This is a genomic window from Ohtaekwangia sp. (assembly GCF_036568665.1).
Taxonomy (GTDB): domain Bacteria; phylum Bacteroidota; class Bacteroidia; order Cytophagales; family Cyclobacteriaceae; genus Ohtaekwangia.
Genome location: NZ_DATCSD010000465.1, coordinates 1 through 4,027 on the forward strand (window position 1 = coordinate 1; position 4,027 = coordinate 4,027).

At 40.2% G+C, this 4,027-nt stretch carries 5 protein-coding genes; 2 read left to right on the forward strand and 3 right to left on the reverse strand.

Going from position 1 to position 4,027, the window contains the following annotated elements; translation table 11 throughout:
• Positions 1 to 58 precede the first annotated feature (58 nt).
• On the forward strand, positions 59 to 622 hold the full coding sequence (locus VIN08_RS27280) for a dihydrofolate reductase family protein (protein ID WP_331972643.1): 564 nt from the start codon (positions 59 to 61) through the stop codon (positions 620 to 622).
• Positions 623 to 752: 130 nt separating this feature from the next.
• On the opposite strand, the gene VIN08_RS27285 is transcribed toward VIN08_RS27280, so the two are convergent.
• From VIN08_RS27285 to VIN08_RS27295, 3 genes are all read right to left on the reverse strand, one after another.
• On the reverse strand, positions 753 to 1,175 hold the full coding sequence (locus VIN08_RS27285; RefSeq protein WP_331972646.1) for a BLUF domain-containing protein: 423 nt from the start codon (positions 1,173 to 1,175) through the stop codon (positions 753 to 755).
• A 197-nt stretch (positions 1,176 to 1,372) separates the two neighbouring features.
• Entirely contained in the window at positions 1,373 to 2,776 is a 1,404-nt protein-coding gene (locus VIN08_RS27290) for a hypothetical protein (protein WP_331972649.1), read from the reverse strand.
• A 42-nt stretch (positions 2,777 to 2,818) separates the two neighbouring features.
• Complete coding sequence (locus tag VIN08_RS27295) at positions 2,819 to 3,397, reverse strand: hypothetical protein (protein WP_331972652.1); 579 nt, start codon at positions 3,395 to 3,397, stop codon at positions 2,819 to 2,821.
• 297 nt (positions 3,398 to 3,694) lie between these two features.
• Here VIN08_RS27295 and VIN08_RS27300 point away from each other — a divergent pair.
• Positions 3,695 to 4,027 (forward strand): hypothetical protein (locus VIN08_RS27300; protein ID WP_331972654.1); only part of this gene is annotated, 333 nt, incomplete at its 3' end.

A 4,027-nucleotide genomic window follows, 5' to 3' on the forward strand; every position in this document is an offset into this window, starting at 1 on the left:
ATCGTCTGCTGATATTTGTGACAGGAACAAACACCCATCACTATAAACTATACTTGATATGCGTAAATTAAAATTGCAGGTACAAATGAGCCTCGATGGCTTTGTAGCCGGACCCAAGGGAGAGCTGGACTGGATATGGACGTTGGAGCGTGAGGAAGCTTCTTTTCAGAAGATAATTGATTTAGCTGACAGCTGTGATACTATATTACTGGGCCGCAAGATGACACCGGGCTTTATTAATTATTGGGAAAATGTAGTGGACACTCAGCCTGATAGCCTTGAACAACCCCTGGCTCAGCGCATGGTGAATATGCGCAAGATCGTTTTCAGTCGCACGGAAAAAAATATTAACGGAAGAAATTTAGAAGTTGAAAACGGAGATCTAGCCGCTGCCGTACACGCGCTGAAGAAACAACCCGGTAAAGACATTATGGTATATGGAGGCGCTACTTTTGCGGGGTCGCTCATCAGTCAAAACCTGGTAGATGAATACTATATTTTCAGAACTCCGGTAGCTATAGGTAACGGACTGTCAATTTTCAAAGAACAAAAACGTCTTGACCTGGTTAACACTGTTACCTATAAAAATGGAAAAACGCTCGAAATATACCATCCGCTCTAGATGAGTGCCAGAAGCAGGCAGCAGGAATAGTGTTGCTTTACTTCTTGCTTCTCACTTCTTCTTTGTTTACACCCCGCTATAAGAGCTGATGCAAGCCTTGATATAATTTTCAAGGCTTGCCTAGCGGCGTTTACCTTTTGAAAAATTTAACGAGGAGATCTCTCACTTTTGCACCGTCAGCTTCTTTGCCGCTGATGATCTTTTGAAATACATCTTTATCCTGCGATGTTATATCGGTAATAAAGCTGATATCATCGGATGTGATTTTGAGGCTGCCCATTTGCCAGCTTGGAAATATTCTTTCTGTAATCGGGTTATAGGAGATCATCACAACCTTTTCGTGGCGTGTATCTTTTTTGATCTTATCATAAAGGTTTGTCAATGCGGTGGACTTGCCTTCAACGTATTGAATAAACCGCGTGTCGGAGTACAGCAGAACACCGGTAATATCAAGCGGGCCGTTGTTGGCTCTGCAGGCTGCCAGGATTTTTTCTATTTCTTCATCTGTACAATTTCTTTTTCGTGCGCTTACATATACCAGGTGTGTCAGCATGTTTGTTTAAGTTTAATGATTTGCCTACTAAAACACCTGTTGAAGCGAAATGTTTTGGCAAGTGACTCGTAACGATGTATGTGCCATGTATAACTTTAAGATTTTGTGCGGCCGCGGGTGTTGGTTTGTTGGTGAGGAACACCAACGAAGGCGTGGGCAATGTTGTGGCTTGTACTAACTTTTTGTTGCATGACTGTTTAAGAAATAAGAAAGGAATAATTCTCATGGAGTCTTTTAAGTAAGGCTTCCGGATTTTGTTTTTTCTTAGAAAGCGATTCAAAAGGATCGCCAACTTGCCTGAGTCTTTTGAGAATTGTTTCGTGATTGAAATCTTCACTTCGAAGACCTTCTTTTACTTCATTCCAATGAAGAGGTGTTGCTACTATAGCGGATTCACCCGATACAAGTGAATAAGGTACTATAACCCTTGTTTCTTTTTGATTAAGGGTATAATCTAACACCACCTTACCATACGTTAAGTCGCCTGTTCCTTCGAGAGAAACCATGTCGGGAATTTTAAGCCGAATGAGTTTTGCTATATATTCCGCTATATCTATGCTTTTTTGAAAGTTGCTTTGCGAATTGAGACCGATGTAAATATGAAATCCGGAGCGTCCATCCGTTTTAATGAATGAAGGCAATTGTAATCCTGTTAAAATTTCATGTGCAACACGTGCCACATATATAGCTTTTGTTAGCTCATGCTCCGGAGAATCAATACCAATAACGATATAGTCCGGGGAATCGGACGATCTTACTTTGGCATTTGATGTATTAAATTGAAGGCACCCAGCTTCGATATTCCACAATAAATGTTCGCGATCGTTGCACATGGGGATTCTCTTTTGACCTTTATCTTTTGAAGCAACGGACTGCAGCCAGTCAGGTGTATTGTCTCTATTCTGATTAATAATTTCTTCTGCATTTGTCATTGTTGTTTGTAGAGAACTGGTATAGAGATGTGCAGAGTATGATCGGTCTTTCAGGTAAGGAAGTATATATTCGGATATAGTATTGTAATAGGTTAGAATATCTTTCTTTGTAAGTTCTGGCTGTCGCATGACAACCCGATCCAAATCCGTGAAATGTATCTTACGCTTTAACTTAAAATCGGGTTGGTTAATTTTCTTTTCAGCAACTTTGACGGGTTTAACGGGTTTCGCCTTTTCTTTAGGTTTCGGAATCTCGTTGATCTTCTTTGTTACCGGTATAGTATACTTTTCTATTTTCTCTTTCTTCTTAGTTATGGGTAGTTCCGGAAGATTTTTAAATTCCTTGCCAACGGCTTTATCAAATTCAAAGGGAGTTTCATCCCATGCTTTATTTGATGTGCTGTGAAAGAAATATATACCGGGTATCTCGTCACTAACCTGTAGCTGATGATTGGATGATGTGAGGTTCGCCAGAACAGACTCGTAATTCATCTGGTATAATAACTCGGAGTTGCCTTGTATGGCTTCAATATTGATTCTGTCGTGAATGGTATGGCCCGCTTTTGTAATGAAGAGACGCACCAGCTTCTCGCGATCAGCGCGTTGCCGGCAAGCGGTGATAATTTCAAGAATTGTTTTAAACGCTTTTGTATTCTTGCGAATTAACATACAGGGAAAGTTTTTGGACTGATGACAACGTTATTCCATTTGTTATGCATCGTTTTTCAGATAGTCTAAATGTTCTTCTAAGTCTCTTATATCCTGGGTTTCGTACGTTGAGTCTTCAACTTCGAGCACGTCCAAGTAATTCAATTCATCCATCAATTTCTCCTCACCAATGAGATTGGTCAAAACTATTTCAGCTAATTCAATCCTTTTGTCTTTTTCAAAGTCTGAAAGAGTGTCTGCCTTGATTAGTATTTCTTTCTTACCGTCTTCATACTTTAGCAACACATAAGTCCAGTTTGCAGCTGAAATCTTGATATTGTCACCAGGTATTTCGAGTTTGTCCCAATTTTTTTTTGGTTTTTTTAATAAATCAAATTCCCAATCGTCAAGTATCGGTGCATTAGCCAACAGACTCCTTGCCTTGTCAAGTAATTCCCTACGCCCACTAACTGAAATGGTTAATAAATTTTCTTTTTTAACACCTGGTCCAACTTCCCAATAGAGTCCCATGGAATAAACTCTTTTATCTAACTCTTTAAATGTATCGTTGGGATATTTGTTGGAATGGAGATGCCTGCAGTTTATCTTAAACCAATTCCAGAAATTTACTGTGTCAACCATGGTCAAATCTATCCACTAAAAAATAATTAAACGTTTGGGAATGTGACGTTGCTGGCTTGGAGGGCAAATGAAAGAAGAACGACTATTTACCCGACTAACTCCGAAACTGTTCACTGCGACCGAACGTAGCCTGAAAACTAAATTACGGCTTTTATCCTACATTAATCGCAAACGCAATACTCCTCATAATACAGGTCTTCCGTAGTATCGAATACTTCCGATTTTTTTCCTGACTTTTTAACTTAAGTGAAAATCCGGTATTCCATTTCTGTGAAGCTTTGCTCAAAAAAAATAAAAATGGGATTATCAAATTTAGGCATATTTCATACCGTGGTCGGTATAATTGCCATTGGTGCAGCGGTGGTGTCGTACGCAAAGTATGGCAAAATTAATCTTGCCGGTAAGAGCGGACTAACGTACCTCGCAGGAACTATTATAGCCTCTCTAAGCGCGTTGGGATTGAGCAGAACGGGAGGTTTTAATCCGGGGCATGTGTTTTCCCTGCTCATCTTTGTACTGGTGCTGGCGGGCTATTATCTGCACGCGAAAAGGAAAGGAAATACACGCGCACGATACTTCGAGATCTTCTGGTTGTCGTTCAGCTTTTTTCTTTCCCTGGTGCCTACGGTG